Annotated in this window: 15 protein-coding genes; 10 read left to right on the top strand and 5 right to left on the bottom strand. The window is 66.3% G+C overall.

Annotated features, from left to right (window positions below; genetic code table 11):
* The first annotated feature begins 94 nt into the window (after window positions 1–94).
* From phnC to ACP69V_RS14520, 7 genes are all read left to right on the top strand, one after another.
* On the top strand, window positions 95–904 hold the full coding sequence (phnC, locus tag ACP69V_RS14490) for a phosphonate ABC transporter ATP-binding protein (protein ID WP_135194523.1): 810 nt from the start codon (window positions 95–97) through the stop codon (window positions 902–904).
* Window positions 901–1,914 carry a phosphate/phosphite/phosphonate ABC transporter substrate-binding protein gene (gene phnD / locus ACP69V_RS14495; protein ID WP_426024486.1) on the top strand — a complete coding sequence of 338 codons (1,014 nt, stop codon included), beginning with the start codon at window positions 901–903 and terminating at the stop codon, window positions 1,912–1,914. The genes phnC and phnD overlap by 4 nt, the downstream gene beginning before the upstream one ends.
* Window positions 1,911–2,723, top strand: a complete 813-nt coding sequence (gene phnE, locus ACP69V_RS14500) for a phosphonate ABC transporter, permease protein PhnE (protein WP_409716790.1) — start codon at window positions 1,911–1,913, stop codon at window positions 2,721–2,723. Before phnD ends, phnE begins: the two co-directional genes overlap by 4 nt.
* A 78-nt stretch (window positions 2,724–2,801) precedes the next feature.
* Window positions 2,802–3,872, top strand: coding sequence for a substrate-binding domain-containing protein (locus ACP69V_RS14505; RefSeq protein WP_346494539.1), 1,071 nt, complete (start codon window positions 2,802–2,804; stop codon window positions 3,870–3,872).
* 83 nt (window positions 3,873–3,955) lie between these two features.
* The gene (gene galU / locus ACP69V_RS14510; RefSeq protein ID WP_135194519.1) at window positions 3,956–4,834 is read left to right on the top strand and encodes a UTP--glucose-1-phosphate uridylyltransferase GalU; all 879 of its coding nucleotides are present in this window, start codon (window positions 3,956–3,958) and stop codon (window positions 4,832–4,834) included.
* 266 nt (window positions 4,835–5,100) lie between these two features.
* Window positions 5,101–5,898 carry an enoyl-ACP reductase FabI gene (locus ACP69V_RS14515; protein ID WP_409716945.1) on the top strand — a complete coding sequence of 266 codons (798 nt, stop codon included), beginning with the start codon at window positions 5,101–5,103 and terminating at the stop codon, window positions 5,896–5,898.
* A 57-nt stretch (window positions 5,899–5,955) separates the two neighbouring features.
* Window positions 5,956–7,140 (top strand): benzoate/H(+) symporter BenE family transporter, encoded by a 1,185-nt coding sequence (locus ACP69V_RS14520; protein WP_426024487.1) that lies wholly within the window; start codon window positions 5,956–5,958, stop codon window positions 7,138–7,140.
* 48 nt (window positions 7,141–7,188) lie between these two features.
* On the opposite strand, the gene ACP69V_RS14525 is transcribed toward ACP69V_RS14520, so the two are convergent.
* Window positions 7,189–7,584 carry a DUF3597 family protein gene (locus ACP69V_RS14525; RefSeq protein WP_426024488.1) on the bottom strand — a complete coding sequence of 132 codons (396 nt, stop codon included), beginning with the start codon at window positions 7,582–7,584 and terminating at the stop codon, window positions 7,189–7,191.
* Window positions 7,585–7,635: 51 nt separating this feature from the next.
* Window positions 7,636–8,352, bottom strand: a complete 717-nt coding sequence (locus ACP69V_RS14530) for a glutathione S-transferase N-terminal domain-containing protein (RefSeq protein WP_426024489.1) — start codon at window positions 8,350–8,352, stop codon at window positions 7,636–7,638.
* Window positions 8,353–8,510: 158 nt separating this feature from the next.
* On the opposite strand from ACP69V_RS14530, the gene ACP69V_RS14535 reads away from it, so the two are divergent.
* Window positions 8,511–8,684, top strand: a complete 174-nt coding sequence (locus ACP69V_RS14535) for a YegP family protein (RefSeq protein ID WP_426020544.1) — start codon at window positions 8,511–8,513, stop codon at window positions 8,682–8,684.
* Here the strand turns inward: ACP69V_RS14535 and rimM are convergent.
* From rimM to ffh, 3 genes are all read right to left on the bottom strand, one after another.
* Window positions 8,681–9,208 carry a ribosome maturation factor RimM gene (rimM, locus tag ACP69V_RS14540; RefSeq protein ID WP_426024490.1) on the bottom strand — a complete coding sequence of 176 codons (528 nt, stop codon included), beginning with the start codon at window positions 9,206–9,208 and terminating at the stop codon, window positions 8,681–8,683. The two genes, ACP69V_RS14535 and rimM, sit on opposite strands and share 4 nt — an antisense overlap.
* A gap of 69 nt (window positions 9,209–9,277) precedes the next feature.
* On the bottom strand, window positions 9,278–9,820 hold the full coding sequence (rpsP, locus tag ACP69V_RS14545) for a 30S ribosomal protein S16 (protein ID WP_426024491.1): 543 nt from the start codon (window positions 9,818–9,820) through the stop codon (window positions 9,278–9,280).
* 24 nt (window positions 9,821–9,844) lie between these two features.
* The gene (gene ffh / locus ACP69V_RS14550; RefSeq protein ID WP_426024492.1) at window positions 9,845–11,386 is read right to left on the bottom strand and encodes a signal recognition particle protein; all 1,542 of its coding nucleotides are present in this window, start codon (window positions 11,384–11,386) and stop codon (window positions 9,845–9,847) included.
* A 390-nt stretch (window positions 11,387–11,776) separates the two neighbouring features.
* Here ffh and ACP69V_RS14555 point away from each other — a divergent pair, with 390 nt between their 5' ends.
* Window positions 11,777–12,982 carry a saccharopine dehydrogenase family protein gene (locus ACP69V_RS14555; RefSeq protein ID WP_426024493.1) on the top strand — a complete coding sequence of 402 codons (1,206 nt, stop codon included), beginning with the start codon at window positions 11,777–11,779 and terminating at the stop codon, window positions 12,980–12,982.
* Between the two features lie 10 nt (window positions 12,983–12,992).
* A complete protein-coding gene (locus tag ACP69V_RS14560) occupies window positions 12,993–14,171 on the top strand; it encodes a carboxynorspermidine decarboxylase (protein WP_426024494.1) in 1,179 nt (392 codons plus the stop codon).
* The last annotated feature ends 157 nt before the right edge of the window (window positions 14,172–14,328 follow it).

Below are 14,328 nucleotides of genomic sequence, written 5' to 3' on the forward strand. Positions count from 1 at the left end.
GGACGAGGTCGCACGCCGTGTGCGATTAAGGCCTTGCCTAGACGCCTTTGTCGCGTCATGCGGCGCCCCTTCGCCACAGCCTCCTAGCGAGTTCATGAGTTCATCCGCAGCCGCCGTCTCCCCCGGGCTCGTCCTGGCGCGCGACGTGTCGAAGACCTTCGGATCGCGAAAGGCGCTGGACGGCGTCTCGATTTCCGTCGCCTCCGGCGAAATGGTCGCTCTGATCGGTCCGTCCGGTTCGGGCAAGTCCACCCTGCTCCGCTCCATCACCGGCCTGCAGTCGATCGACGCGGGCGCGGGCACGATCCAGGTGTTCGGCGAGACCGTGCAGAAGGACGGTCGGGTCACGGGTTCCGTGCGCAAGGCGCGCGGCAAGCTGGGCATGATCTTCCAGCAGTTCAACCTGGTCGGCCGCCTCAGCCTGTTCTCCAACGTCATGCTGGGCGCGCTGGGGCGCCTGCCCGCGTGGAAGGGCCTGCTGGGCGCCTGGCCCCAGGCGGACAAGGACAAGGCCATGGCGGCCCTGCACCGCGTCGGCGTGTCCGACTATGCGGCCCAACGCGCCAACACCCTGTCGGGCGGTCAACAGCAGCGCGGCGCCATCGCCCGCGCCATCGTGCAGGGCGCCAAGGCCATCCTGGCCGATGAACCCGTCGCCTCGCTGGACCCGGTGTCCGCGCGCAAGGTGATGGAACTGCTGGTCGAGCTGAACAGGCGCGACGGCATGGGCGTCATCGTCACCCTGCACCAGGTCGACTACGCCATCCGCTACTGCGACCGCGTCATCGCCCTGCAGGGCGGCAAGATCGTCTATGACGGTCCGTCAACGGCGCTGGATCAACAGCGTCTGATCGAAATCTACGGTCCCGAGTTCGAGGACGCGTTCTGGGAGACCAAGGCATGAGCCTGTCCCGTATTTCCCCCACTCGCCGTCTGATCGCGGCGGCCGGCGCAGCCGTGATGATCCTGGGCCTGGCGGCCTGTGGCGGCGGTGAGGACCAGAAGGCCGGCGGCGTGCCGACCGAGATCACCTTCTCGATCCTGTCGGCCGAAGGTCAGGCCTCCGCCGGTCCCCTGTGGCAGCCGCTGCTGGACGATATGTCCAAGGCCGTCGGCGTGCCGGTCAAACCCTATTTCGGCTCGAACTATACGGTTCTGGTCGAGGCCATGCGCGGCAACCACACCCAGGTCGGATGGTTCTCGGCCAAGCCCGAGGTCGAGGCCATCGACCGCGCCAAGGCCGAGGTCATCGCCCGCACCGTCAACCGCGAAGGCCTGGACAGCTATCAATCGACCCTGATCGTCAAGAAGGGCTCGGGCATCACGCTGGACAAAGTCATGGCGTGCGGCAAGCAGTACAACTTCGGCATCGGCGACGCCCAGTCGACGTCGGGCACCCTGGCCCCGCTGACCTTCCTGTTCAATCCGCGCGGCGTCGTCCCGGCCCAGTGCTTCAAGACCGTGCGCTCGGCCAACCACCAGGCCAACGCCTTCGGCGTCGCCACCGGCGTGATCGACGTGGCGACCTCCAACAGCGTCAACACCATCTTCATGCGCAAGGAAAACCCGCAGCTGGCCGGCCAGATCGAGGAAATCTGGACCTCGCCCCCCATCCCCGAGAGCGGCATCGTCGTGCGCGAGGACCTGGACCCGGCGCTGAAGGAAAAGATCCGCAGCTTCTTCCTGACCTATGGCCAGGGCGAAGGCGCCGAGGCCGAGCGTCAACGCGCGGTTCTGGCGGACCTGGAGTATTCCCGCTTCACCGCCGCCGACGACACCTATCTGGATCCGATCCGCGAGATGATCGCCGACCAGAAACTGGGCGATGCGCGCGCCAAGGGCGACACCGGCGCCGTCGCGGCCGCCGAGCGCGAGCTTCAACGCCTGCGCAGCCTGCGTGAGGTCCGGCCTTGACCGCAGTCGCGTCCCCCGCCGTCTCCATTCCGGCGGCGCCCAAGAAATCCACCCTGGCGTGGGTCGCCGACATCCTGGTGTGGGGCGGCGTCGCCGCGGTCCTGCTCTACAGCATCGACGCCGTCGATCTGGGCAATCTGCCGCGCCTGTTCGCCGGCAACGACAGCACCCAGCTGTTCGTCCATGACCTGCTGCGTCCCGACTTCAGCGACTGGAAGATGTTCGTCGCCAAGATGTGGGAGACGGTTCAGATCGCGCTTTGGGGCACCTTCCTGGCCGTTCTTCTGGGGATTCCGTTGGGTCTGGCGGCGGCGCGCAACATCGCCCCCGTGTGGGTCGTGACGCCGGTGCGTTGGGTGATGAACCTGCTGCGTTCGGTGCCCGACCTGGTGATCGGCCTGCTGTTCGTGACCGCCGTTGGCCTGGGGCCGCTAGCCGGCGTCCTGGCCATCACCCTGAATACGGCCGGCGTCCTGGCCAAGCTGTTCTCGGAAGCCGTCGAATCGATCGACAAGGGTCCGGTCGAGGGCGTGCGCGCCACCGGCGCGGGCAAGCTGCACGAGATCGTCTGGGGCGTGTTGCCGCAGGTCGCGCCGCTGTGGACCTCGTTCGCCCTGTACCGCTTCGAATCGAACAGCCGTTCGGCGACGGTTCTGGGTCTGATCGGCGCCGGCGGCATCGGTCAGGTGCTGTTCGACAGCATGAACGCCTTCGATTTCCGCGCCGTCTCGGCCATCGTGATCGTCGTGGTCGTCGCGGTGACCCTGATCGACACCCTGTCGCAGGTCATGCGCCGCCGCCTGCTGTAGCGGCGAGCCGTCCTTCGTCGGACTGTCACAATCCTCTGCTCTAAGCATCGCGAAATCGATGCTCAGGGAGAGCTCAGGATGATCCGCACACTGAAACTGGCGGCTTCGGCCGCCGCCCTTCTGGCCCTGGCGGCCTGTGGCGACAACGGCGGGGGCGGCTCGGCCTCGGGCACGCGCGCCGGCATCTGGTCGGCCGGGTCGTCCACCGTCTTCCCCTTCGCCACCCGCGTGGCCGAGACCTTCGCGCGCGCCTCCAACGGCGCGGCGCCCCGCGTCGAATCGCTGGGCACAGGCGGCGGCATCCAGGCCTTCTGCCAAGGCGTCGGCCCGACCACCCCGGACATCGCCAACGCCTCGCGTCAGATGAAACAGTCCGAGTTCGACCTGTGCGCCAAGAACGGCGTCACCGAGATCGTCGAGATCAAGATCGGCTTCGACGGCATCGTCATCGCCACGGCCCGCAACGGCAACAGCTTCAACTTCGAACTGAACGACATCTACGAAGGCCTGGCCAAGGAAGTTCCGGGGCCGAACGGCACGTTCGTGACAAACCCCGCCACGACCTGGAACCAGGTCAACGCCGGCCTGCCGAACCAGCGCATCCAGGTCTATGGCCCGCCGCCCACCTCGGGCACGCGCGACGCCTTCCTGGAGCTGGGCATGACGCCGGGCGCCAAGCTGGTTCCGGCCGCTGCTGCGGTCGAAGCCTCCGACGCGGATCGTTTCGAAGCCCTGGCTCACACCCTGCGTGAGGACGGCGCCTGGATCGATTCCGGCGAGAACGACAACGCCATCGTCCAGACCCTGACCCGCACGCCGGGCTCGCTGGGCGTGTTCGGCTATTCCTTCTTGGAACAGAACCTGGACACGGTGAAGGCCGAGACCATCGACGGCGTCACACCCAATGCAGACACCATCGCCAGCGGCGCCTACCCGCTGTCGCGCAGCCTCTTCATCTATGTGAAGAAGGCCCACATCGGCGTGATCCCCGGCCTGCAGCAATATGTGCAGGAGTTCCTGTCGGAAGGTTCGGCCGGCAAGGGCGGCTATCTGGCCGACCGCGGCCTGATCCCGCTGCCGGAAGATCAACTGCTGGCCCAGCGCGCGACCATCGCCGCCATGACCCCGATGACGCGCCCCGCCAAGTAAGGCGGAACCCGACCGCCGTCCCGCCCCTTCTTTCGCCGGTCCGCACCGGGTAGAAGGGGCGGGATAGCTGTCAGGATATGTTTATGACCACCACACCCGCGCGCCTGCGCAAGGCCGTATTGCCCGTCGCGGGCCTCGGCACCCGCGTCCTCCCCGGCACCAAGACCACGCCCAAGGAACTGCTGAACGTCGTCGATCGGCCGATCCTGTCCTACATCGTCGAAGAGGCGCGCGAGGCGGGGATCGAGCACATCGTCTTCGTCACCGGCCGCTCCAAGGGCGCCATCGAGGACTATTTCGATCACCAGATCGAGCTAGAAGCCCAGCTCCTGGCCAAGGGCAAGATCGAAATCCTTGAGATGATGAACGCCGAACTGGCGTCCGCCGGCGAGATGAGCTTCACCCGCCAGATGCAGCCCAAGGGCCTGGGCCACGCCGTCTGGTGCGCGCGCGACATCATCGGCCATGAGCCGTTCGCCGTCATCCTGCCCGATGTGATCGTTGACTCGCAGCCCGGCGCCCTGAAGCAGCTGGCCGAGGTCTATGCCGAGACCGGCGGCAACATCATCGGCGTGGAATCGGTCGATATCGAACAGGCCCACAAATACGGCATCGTCGATCCCGTCGGCCGCCAGGGCAACCGGATCGAGATGAAGGGGATGGTCGAAAAGCCCGCCCCCGGCACGGCGCCGTCCAACCTGTCGATCTCGGGCCGCTATATCCTTCAGCCGGAAATCTTCGACCTCCTGGCGACCCAGGAACGCGGGGCCGGCAACGAGATCCAGCTGACAGACGCCATGGCGCGGCTGATGCAGCACCAGGCCTTCACAGCGGTCGAATACGCCGGCGTGACCCACGACTGCGGCGACAAGATCGGCCTGCTGAAAGCCAACGTCGCCCTGGCGCTGAAACGGCCCGACCTGGGCGACGCCGCCCGCGCGGCGATCTCAGGCCTGCTGTAAAATCAGCATAACGCCTCTCCCTCCCCCTGCGGGGGAGGGTCGTCGCGCAGCGACGGGGTGGGGGCGGCCAGGCAAGGCCGCACTGATCTGAGTTTGCCCCTGCGAGATCGACGAGGTTTCGCCCTGCCCTCCCCACCCGATCTCGCCTGCGGCTCGACCACCCTCCCCCGCGGGGGAGGGAGAGGCGTTGAGCCAGCCTCTCCACCCTGCTAACCCTCCGGCAAATCATCAGGAGACGAACCATGGCCACTTCCGAAGGCTGGGACATGCCGACCGGCGACCTCATGAAGGGCAAGAAGGGCCTGATCATGGGCGTGGCGAACTCCAGTTCCATCGCCTGGGGCATCGCCTCGCAGCTGGCGGCGCAGGGCGCGGAACTGGCCTTCACCTATATGGGCGAAAGCCTGGAGCGCCGCGTGCGCCCGCTGGCCGAAAGCGTCGGCGCCAAGCTGCTGATCCCGGCCGACGTCACCGACGACGCCTCGATGGACGCCGCCTTCGCCGAGCTGGAAAAGACCTTCGGCACCATCGACTTCGTCGTCCATTCGGTGGCCTTCGCCAACAAGGACGAGCTGAAGGGCAGCTTCGTGGACAACACCACGCGCGACAGCTTCCTCTTGGCCATGAACATCTCGGCCTTCAGCTTCGTGGACGTGGCCAAGCGCGCATCGAAGCTGATGCCGAACGGCGGGTCGATGATCACCCTCACCTACCTCGGCTCCGAACGGGTCATTCCGAACTACAACACCATGGGCGTGGCCAAGGCGGCTCTGGAGGCGGCGACCCGCTATATCGCGCGCGACCTGGGCCCCAAGAACATCCGCGTCAACGCCATCTCGGCCGGGGCCATGCGCACCCTGTCGCTGGCCGGCATCTCGGGCGGGCGCGGCCTGCACTCAAAGTCGGCCCAGTTCTCGCTGATCAAGGAAGAGACCTCAATGGAGGGCGTCGCCGGCGCGGCCCTGTGGCTGTGCTCGGACCTGGGCCGTTCGACCACGGGCGAGGTCGTCCACGTCGATGCGGGCTTCCACGCCGTGGGCCTGCCAGACGACATGGAAGGTTGATCGGCGCGGCCTGATCAGGCCCTTCCGGCCTTCACGGTGACGGTTTAAGGCCGGGGCATGACTGCTTCGGCCTTTTCCATGCGGGCCCTGCCCGCTTCCGCCTTTTCGTCCGCCGCCGTGGCGACACTGATCGGGTTCGGCGGGACCGTGGCTCTGGTCGTGCAGGCGGGCCAGGCGCTGGGCGCGGACGCCGGTCAGATCGGATCGATGGTGACGGCCCTGTGCCTGGGTATCGGCGTCCCGGGCGCGCTGCTGAGCTGGCGGTTGAGGATCCCCGTCGTCCTGGCCTGGTCGACGCCGGGGGCGGCCCTGCTGGCGGCCTCGACCCTGGGCCTGTCATGGCCGACGGCCATCGGCGCCTTCGTCTTCGCCGCCCTGCTGATGATCCTGACCGGCCTGATCCCGGCCCTGGGGCGGTTAGCGGCGCGGATACCGGCGGCCATCGCTTCGGCCATGCTGGCGGGCGTGCTGCTGCCCTTCGTGTTGAGACTGTTCAAGGTCGTGCCTGACGAAGCCGTTCTGGTCGTCGGACTGGTCACGCTGTTTCTGGTATCGCGACGCCTGTGGCCGACCTGGGCGCTGCCAGCCGTGCTGGCGGCCGCCTTCGCCGTCCTGGCGATCCGGGGACAGTTGGCCCTGCCCGCCGGGACGGGCCTATTCGGCCATCTGGAGCCCGTGGTTCCCGTGTTCGACTGGAAGGCAGCGGTCAGCCTGGGCTTTCCGTTGTTCCTGGTGACGCTGGCGGCGCAGAACCTGCCGGGGCTGGTCGTGTTGCAGAGCGCCGGCTATCCTCCGCCCGCCAACCGGCTGATCCTGTCCACCGGCGTCGCCAGCCTGCTGATCGCCCCGCTCGGTGGGCATGGGGTCAATCTGGCGGCGATCACGGCGGCGATCTGCACCGGGCAGGACGCCCATCCCGATCCCGCGCGACGCTGGGTCGTGGGCGTGATTTATGGCGGCTTCTATCTGGTCGTGGCGCTGTTCGCCGCACCGCTGGCCGGACTGTTCATCGCCATGCCGCCGGTTGTTTTGGCGGCCGTAACGGGGCTGGCTCTGATCGCACCGCTGACGGGCGCCCTGCAAGGGATGATGGCCGAAACGACGTCACGCGAGGCGGCCGTGTTGACGTTCGCCGCCACAGCCTCGGGACTAGCCTTGTTCGGCGTGGGATCGGCCTTCTGGGGTCTGGTCGTCGGCTTTGCGGCCCTGGCTGCCGGACGCTGGATCAGACCGCCGGCCTGATCCAGCGCACCGTTTCAGCCTATCGCGCTTCGCGCTGCTTGAGACGCCTTAGTCGCGCAGCGACGCGGGAACGTGGCCGCCGTTTTCGGCGAGCTTGGTCCAGACCGCCTTGGACAGGGCGATGTTCTGTTCGGCCGAGCCGTGCTCGCCAGCATGGACGTTCAGCTCTTCCGCCAGTTCCTTGCGGGCCGCCAGGCTGGAATCCAGGTCCAGCAGCTTCAGCAGATCGACGATCGACGTGCGCCAGTTGCCGCCGCCGCCCTTGGACGCCGCCAGATCGCTGAGCACCGCCTCGACATCGACGGGCGGCAGGGCAGGTGCAGCGGTGGGCGTCGGTGCAGTGCTGGGCGTCGGAACGCTGGCGGTCGGCGTCGGCGCTGGTGCGGGGGCCGCCTTGGGCTTGTGACCCGTGATCTTGTTCCAGATCGAAGAAAAGATACCCATCCGTCGCGCTCCTGTTTGTGTCGTCAGATAATGCCCACCGGGCACGACGGTTCAGTGACGCGCCGGAATCTCCAGTCCGCGCTGCACGGCGGGGCGCGCCAGACCCCTCTCCAGCCAGGCGGCGACGCGCGGGAAGTCCGCAAAGCCGACGATCTCGCCCGCCTCGTAAAAGCCGATCAGGTTGCGAACCCAGCCCAATGTGGCGACGTCGGCGATGGAGTAGTCCCCGACGATCCAGTCTCGGGGCTCTCCTCCTTCATTGGCAAGCCTTGTCTCCAGCACGCCCAGCAGGCGGCGGCTTTCGGCGACGTAGCGGTCGCGCGGGCGCTTGTCCTCATAGTCCTTGCCGGCGAAGCGGTGGAAGAAGCCAAGCTGGCCGAACATCGGGCCGATGGCGCCCATCTGGAACATGACCCACTGGATCGTCTCGTACCGGGTCGTGGGGTCGGCTGAGAGCAGCTTGCCGGTCTTTTCGGCCAGATAGATCAGGATGGCGCCGGATTCGAACAGGGCCAGGGGCTTTCCGCCCGGCCCGTTCGGATCGAGGATGGCGGGGATCTTGCCGTTGGGGTTCAGGGACAGAAACTCCGGCCCCCAGGTCTCGTTCTTGGTGATGTCGACCAGGTGCGGCTCATAGGCCAGGCCGACCTCCTCCAGCATGATCGAGACCTTCACGCCGTTGGGCGTCGGCAGGGAATAGAGCTGGATGCGGTCGGGATGCTGGGCCGGCCAGCGCTGGGTGATCGGGAAGGCGGACAGGTCGGTCATGGGCGGGCCTCGGCGAGTTGAGGCCTGTATGTTGGAGCCTTCGGCGACGTTCGCAACAGTCGCCGGCGCCATTTGATCGCGGGCTTGTGTCTGGAACCGTACGGGAGACGATGCCAGCTTGGCCGTGACCGATCAGCGGTTGCAAACGGAGACGCCCGATGGCGCACAAGTTCGAAGTCTATCAGGACAAGGCCGGCGAATACCGCGTCCGCTTCAAGTTCAACTCCGAAGTCATCTTCTCGACCGAGGGCTATTCCGACAAGTCGGGCGCCAAGCGGGCGATCGAGTCGATCAAGAAGCACGTCGGCGACGCGCCGGTGGAAGACGCCTAGTCCGGCTCGCGCTCGCCCACCTCGGTCGGCGGCGCGGCCAGCAGCCAGCCGTCGGTTAAGTGCAGTTCGGGTGTCGCCTCCTTGGTGAAGGGCAGATACCAGGTCGGGCCGCCGGTTGCGGGGGCGATCTCCAGCATGTCGTCGGCGCCGAAATTCTGGACCGACTTGACCGTGCCTATGACGGCGCCCGTCGTGTCGCGGACCTCGATCCCCAGCAGGTCGGCGAGGTAGAATTCGTCCTCGTCCGGTTCAGGGAAACGGTCGCGGGGGACGTGCAGTTTCAGACCGCGCAGGGCGTCGGCCTGTTCCTTGGTCGTGATCTCCTTGGCCCGGCCGACGACGCCGTTCTTGTCGGGCCGCGTCGAGGTCAGGGTCAGGGCGACCGTGCCGTCGGCGCGCAGCAGCGGGCCATAGGCGGTCAGGGCCAGCGGATCGGCGGTGAAGGCGGTCACCCGCACCTCGCCCCGCACCCCGAAAGCGCCGCCGATCTGGCCGACGAGGATCAATCTGCTGTCCGTGGTCATGGTCGTCCTTAGCCCATGAAAAAGGCGGCGTCCAAAGACGCCGCCTCGATCATCTTCAAACCGAAAGGCTTAGCCTTCGGCCTTTTCTTCGGTCGCTTCTTCAGCAGCCGGAGCGTCTTCGGCGGCGGCTTCAGCGGCAGGCGCTTCTTCAACCGGGGCTTCTTCGACAGCCGGAGCGGCGGCAGCGGCAGCGGCTTCTTCCTTGGCGCGGGCAGCGGCTTCAGCAGCTTCGACCTTGGCGGCGGCTTCGGCTTCCAGGCGGTCGGCTTCGCGCTGGGCGCGTTCGGCGGCGCGCTCTTGCGCCTTCTTGCCGGGCTGGGCCTTGTTCGGGTTGTTGGACTGGGTCCACTTGACCTTCTGGCCCAGGGTCTCGTCCTGCGACAGGAAGCGGGCGACGCGGTCGGTCGGCTGGGCGCCCTTGCCGAGCCATTCGGCGATACGCTCGACCTTCAGGGCGACGCGCGGGGTGGCGCCGTCCTTGGGCAGCATCGGGTTGTAGCTGCCGACCTTCTCGATGAACTTGCCGTCGCGCGGCGAGTGCGAGTCGGCGACGACGATGTGATAGTAGGGGCGCTTCTTGGCGCCGCCGCGGGCCAGACGAATCTTCAGCATTTCAGGTCTCTTTCTAGGAAGTCGTTATTTCTTGGGAGGGAAGCCCGGCAGGCCAGGCAAGCCTCCCGGAAGTTGTCCGCCACCCAATCCGGCGAGCCGGTCCTGGATGGCTTTCAGTTCGTCGGCGCTGGCTTCCGGCGTCTTGCCGCCGCCCAGGGCCTTCAATCGGTTCAGATCCGGGCCGCCGCCCCCCATTCCGGGGATGCCGCCACCGCCGCCGAGACCGCCCAGCATGGCGGCCATCTGCTGCATCTTCTTGGGTCCGCCGCGCGCCATCGACTTGACCACGTCGGCCATCTGGCGGTGCTGTTTCAGGACCCGGTTCACGTCCTGCACGTCCACGCCGGCGCCGGCGGCGATGCGCTTCTTGCGGCTGGCGTTCAGCAGATCCGGCTTCTTGCGCTCGGCCTTGGTCATCGAGGAGATGATGGCTTCCTGGCGCAGGATCATGCGGTCGTCGATGCCGCTTTCGGCCATCTGGCCCTTCATCTTGGCCACGCCGGGCAGCATGCCCATGATGCCCTGAAGCCCGCCCATGCGCTTCATCTGCTGCAGCTGGCCGGCCAGGTCGTCCAGGTCGAACTGACCCTTGGCCAGCTTGCGGGCCATCTTCTCGGCCTTGGCCTGGTCCAGGTCCTGCGACGCCTTCTCGACCAGGGCGACGATATCGCCCTGGCCCAGGATGCGGCCGGCGACGCGGCGGGCGTCGAACACGTCCAGCGCATCGACCTTTTCGCCGGCGCCCAGATATTTGATCGGCAAGCCGGTGACGGCCCGCATCGACAGCATGGCGCCGCCGCGACCGTCGCCGTCGGCGCGGGTCAGGACGAGGCCGGTCAGGGGCAGGCGGGCGTGGAAGGCGGCGGCGGTGCGCACGGCGTCCTGGCCGGTCAGGCTGTCGGCGACCAGAAGGGTCTCGATGGGCTTGGCGATCTCGGCGACCTCGGCCACCTCGTTCATCAGCCCCTCGTCCAGGGTGATGCGGCCGGCGGTGTCGAGGATCAGGACGTCGAAGCCCTGAAGCTTGGCCGACTGCAGCGCCCGACGCGTGATCTGGACGGCGCTCTCGCCCGCCACGATGGGCAGGACGGCGACGTCGATCTGTTTGCCCAGCTGGGCCAGCTGTTCCATCGCGGCCGGACGACGGGTGTCCAGCGAGGCCATCATGACCTTCTTGCGATCGAACTTGGTCAGGCGCAGCGCCAGCTTGGCCGAGGTCGTGGTCTTGCCCGACCCCTGCAGGCCGGCCATCAGCACCACGGCGGGCGGATTGGCGTTGGTGTTGAGCGGGACCGGCTCTTCGCCGCCCAGCATCTCGATCAGGCCGTCATAGACGATCTTGACCACCTGATCGGCCGGCCTGACCGAACGGATGACCTCTTCGCCGGTGGCGCGTTCGGTGGCGAAGGCGATGAATTCCTTGACGACCGGCAGGGCGACGTCGGCCTCAAGCAGGGCCACGCGCACTTCGCGCATCGCCTCGGCGACGTCCTTTTCGGACAGGGCGCCGCGCCCGGTGATCCGGTCGAAGACGCCTGTCAGCCGCTCGTTCAGAGCCTCGAACATTCACTACCTCGTAGCGACGGGTGAAACGGCTCCATACGACAACGACCTCTGGCGACGATCACGTCGGCAGAGGGTTCTCGCCATCCTCGTTCTCTTTTTTGGGCTATCGGCCTTGCGGCCTACTTGAGCCCGAATGGGCTGTGCTCAAGCAGCGCGAAGCGCGGTAGCACGACAAAAGAGCTGTCGTGATGGTGGAGACGCAGGTTCACTTGCGTCGGAAGCGGCGGCTTATGAAGGAAAACAAGGCGGAAGGCAACCGGAGCGAGTCGGTCACGCTTTAATCCTGATCTTCGTCACGGCATTTAGCGGATTGTCATCATCGTGCTAAGAGCCCCGCCCTTTATAGGGGCGGCGATGTCGCCAACGTTTTTGACTTCAGGAGAAGCACGCATGAGCAAGGTGCTGGTTATCGGCGCAGGCGGCGTCAGTTCGGTCGCGGTCCACAAGATGGCGATGAATGCGGACATCTTCTCGCATATCACCCTGGCGAGCCGCACCAAGTCCAAGTGCGACGCCATCGCCGAATCCGTGAAGTCGCGTTTTGGCGTCACCATCGACACGGCCAAGATCGACGCCGACGATGTTGCGGCGACCACCGCCCTGATCAAACAGGTGCAGCCCGAACTGGTCGTGAACCTGGCCCTGCCCTACCAGGACCTGGCCATCATGGACGCCTGTCTGGCCGCCGGCGTGAACTATCTCGACACCGCCAACTACGAGCCGCGCGACGAGGCCAAGTTCGAATACAAGTGGCAGTGGGCCTATCAGGAGCGGTTCGAGAAAGCCGGTCTGATGGCGCTGCTGGGCTCCGGCTTCGATCCCGGCGTGACCTCGGTCTTCGCGACCTACACCAAGAAGCACCTGCTGGATTCCATCGAGACGCTGGACATCCTGGACTGCAACGGCGGCGACACGGGCCTGCCGTTCGCGACCAACTTCAACCCCGAGATCAACCTGCGCGAAGTGACCGCCCCGTCGCGTCACTGGGAAAACGGCCAGTGGGTCGAGGGTCCGGCGCTGAGCCACAAACAGGCCTTCGACTTCGAGGGCGTGGGTCAGAAGAACATGTACCTCATGTACCATGAGGAGCTGGAATCGCTTGCGAAATTCTACCCCGAGATCAAGCGCATCCGGTTCTGGATGACCTTCGGCGACAGCTATCTGAAGCACCTCGAAGTGCTGGAAAACATCGGCATGACCTCCATCGAGCCGATGATGTTCCAGGGCCGCGAGATCATTCCGATCGAGTTCCTGAAGGCCCTGCTGCCCGAACCGTCGTCGCTGGGTCCGATCACCAAGGGCAAGACCAACATCGGCACCATCGCCACGGGCGTGAAGGACGGGGCCAAGAAGACGGTCTACGTCAACAACATCTGCGACCACCAGGAAGCCTATGCCGAGACCGGCAACCAGGCCGTCAGCTACACCACCGGCGTCCCCGCCATGATCGGCGCGGCCCTGATGCTGACCGGCCAGTGGAAGGGCGCGGGCGTGTTCAACATGGAACAGCTGGATCCCGATCCCTTCATGGACATGCTGAACAAGCACGGCCTGCCGTGGAAGGTTCAGGACCTGGACGCCCCTCTCGACTTCTAAGGCTCAGACCATGGCCATGCAAACCCAAGCCGGCGGACCGGGCGCCTTCGCCCGGTTCGATCTGAACCGCGTCCCCTCGCCCGCCTTCGTGGTCGATGAGGCGGCGGTGCGTCGCAACCTGTCGGTCCTTCAGGACGTCAGGACGCGCGGAAACGCGCGGGTTCTGCTGGCCCTGAAGGCCTTCTCCATGTGGTCGCTGGCCGACGTGATCGGCGAATACCTCGATGGGGTCTGCGCCTCAGGTCTGTGGGAGGCGCGGCTGGCGCGCGAGTTCTACAAGGGCGAGTTGACGACCTATTCACCGGCCTACACGGCGCAGGACCTGCCCGAGATCCTGCGTCTGTCGGACCACGTCATCTTCAACAACCCGGCCCAGATCGCCCGCTTCGCCGACCTGATCGCCCAGGCGCGCGCCGACGGCGAGGTGTTCGAGATCGGCCTGCGGCTGAACCCCGAACACTCCGAAGGCGAGGTCGCCAAATACGACCCCGCCCAGCCCTGTTCGCGGCTGGGCTTTCCGGTGTCGCAACTGACGCCCGAGCATCTGTCCGGCGTCGACGGCCTGCACATTCACGCCCTGTGCGAGCAGGACTTCCAGCCGCTGTCGCGCATCTGGGCGGCCGTGGAGCCGAAGCTGGCGCCCCTACTGGACGGGATCAAATGGCTGAACCTGGGCGGGGGGCACCATATCACCCGAGCCGACTATCAGACCGAAGATCTGATCGCCTTCGTGCGCGATCTGCAGGACAGGCACGGGGTTCAGGTCTATCTGGAGCCGGGCGAGGCTGTGGCGCTGGACGCCGGCATCCTGATCGGCGAGGTGCTGGACGTCTTCGACAACGGCATGCCCATCGGCATCACCGACATCTCCGCCACCTGCCATATGCCGGATGTGATCGAGGCGCCCTATCGCCCCGCGCTGCTGGACGAGCCGGAGCATGGGGTGACGGTGCGGCTGGGCGGGCCGTCATGCCTGGCCGGCGACATCATCGGCGACTACGTCTTCGCCGAACGGCCGACGCCCGGAACGCGGATCGCATTTCTGGACCAGGCCCACTATTCGATGGTGAAGACCAACACCTTCAATGGCGTGCCGCTGCCGTCCATCGTGCTGTGGAACTCGCAGACGGACGCGCTGACGACAGTGCGCGAGTTCGACTATTCCGCCTTCCGCGACCGACTGTCGTAGGCGCAAGAAAAACAGCAATGGCTGACAGCGTCGGTTTCCGGAGTTGTGACGAAGTTGACCACTGGAATAGGGAACAAGCGCTGATGCAGCCGAGCATGGCGCGAGCGGTGGAGGCTGCGGGAGCGAAAGATGAACCGAAAAAAGAATTCTGTTTGCC

The organism is Brevundimonas sp. PWP3-1b1, from assembly GCF_049896065.1.
In the GTDB taxonomy this organism is placed as follows: Bacteria; Pseudomonadota; Alphaproteobacteria; order Caulobacterales; family Caulobacteraceae; genus Brevundimonas; species Brevundimonas intermedia_B.

Bases quoted from the DNA above. Each gene is read 5' to 3' on its own strand.
- phnC (WP_135194523.1), top strand. From the start codon at position 95: ATGAGTTCATCCGCAGCCGCCGTCTCCCCCGGGCTCGTCCTGGCGCGC.
- phnD (WP_426024486.1), top strand. From the start codon at position 901: ATGAGCCTGTCCCGTATTTCCCCCACTCGCCGTCTGATCGCGGCGGCC.
- ACP69V_RS14505 (WP_346494539.1), top strand. From the start codon at position 2,802: ATGATCCGCACACTGAAACTGGCGGCTTCGGCCGCCGCCCTTCTGGCC.
- galU (WP_135194519.1), top strand. From the start codon at position 3,956: ATGACCACCACACCCGCGCGCCTGCGCAAGGCCGTATTGCCCGTCGCG.
- ACP69V_RS14515 (WP_409716945.1), top strand. From the start codon at position 5,101: ATGCCGACCGGCGACCTCATGAAGGGCAAGAAGGGCCTGATCATGGGC.
- ACP69V_RS14520 (WP_426024487.1), top strand. From the start codon at position 5,956: ATGACTGCTTCGGCCTTTTCCATGCGGGCCCTGCCCGCTTCCGCCTTT.
- ACP69V_RS14525 (WP_426024488.1), bottom strand. From the start codon at position 7,584: ATGGGTATCTTTTCTTCGATCTGGAACAAGATCACGGGTCACAAGCCC.
- ACP69V_RS14530 (WP_426024489.1), bottom strand. From the start codon at position 8,352: ATGACCGACCTGTCCGCCTTCCCGATCACCCAGCGCTGGCCGGCCCAG.
- ACP69V_RS14535 (WP_426020544.1), top strand. From the start codon at position 8,511: ATGGCGCACAAGTTCGAAGTCTATCAGGACAAGGCCGGCGAATACCGC.
- rimM (WP_426024490.1), bottom strand. From the start codon at position 9,208: ATGACCACGGACAGCAGATTGATCCTCGTCGGCCAGATCGGCGGCGCT.
- rpsP (WP_426024491.1), bottom strand. From the start codon at position 9,820: ATGCTGAAGATTCGTCTGGCCCGCGGCGGCGCCAAGAAGCGCCCCTAC.
- ffh (WP_426024492.1), bottom strand. From the start codon at position 11,386: ATGTTCGAGGCTCTGAACGAGCGGCTGACAGGCGTCTTCGACCGGATC.
- ACP69V_RS14555 (WP_426024493.1), top strand. From the start codon at position 11,777: ATGAGCAAGGTGCTGGTTATCGGCGCAGGCGGCGTCAGTTCGGTCGCG.
- ACP69V_RS14560 (WP_426024494.1), top strand. From the start codon at position 12,993: ATGGCCATGCAAACCCAAGCCGGCGGACCGGGCGCCTTCGCCCGGTTC.